At 35.4% G+C, this 641-nt stretch carries 1 protein-coding gene; it reads left to right on the forward strand.

Annotated elements, in window-relative coordinates:
- The coding region (locus IDG60_RS28200) for a condensation domain-containing protein (RefSeq protein ID WP_206161103.1) at positions 1-641 on the forward strand (641 nt) is incomplete at both ends.

A 641-nucleotide genomic window follows, 5' to 3' on the forward strand; every position in this document is an offset into this window, starting at 1 on the left:
GAATCGGATAGAGGCATCTACTGGGAAACGATTACAAATTGGTGATTTATTACAAAAGCCAACTGTATTTGAACTAGCACAAGCGATTGCTAAGGTTCAAGAACAAAACTATGAAGTGATTCCAGAAACTATAGTTAAAGATGATTATGTGCTGAGCTCTGCACAAAAGCGTATGTATTTATTATGGAAATCAAACCATAAAGATACGGTGTATAACGTACCTTTTTTATGGCGGTTATCATCAGAACTTAATGTAGCTCAATTGCGACAAGCAGTGCAGCGTTTGATAGCGCGACATGAGATTTTACGAACACAATATATTGTTGTAGATGATGAGGTTCGACAACGTATTGTGGCAGATGTTGCAGTTGACTTTGAAGAAGTTAACACGCATTTTACGGATGAACAAGAAATCATGCGCCAATTTGTAGCACCTTTTAATTTGGAAAAGCCAAGTCAAATTAGAGTGAGATACATTAGAAGTCCCTTACATGCATACCTCTTTATAGATACGCATCATATCATTAATGACGGTATGAGTAATATACAATTAATGAATGATCTTAACGCACTTTATCAACATAAATTATTGTTACCACTTAAATTGCAATATAAAGACTATAGTGAGTGGATGTCGCATC

The organism is Staphylococcus sp. EG-SA-2 (assembly GCF_017152085.1).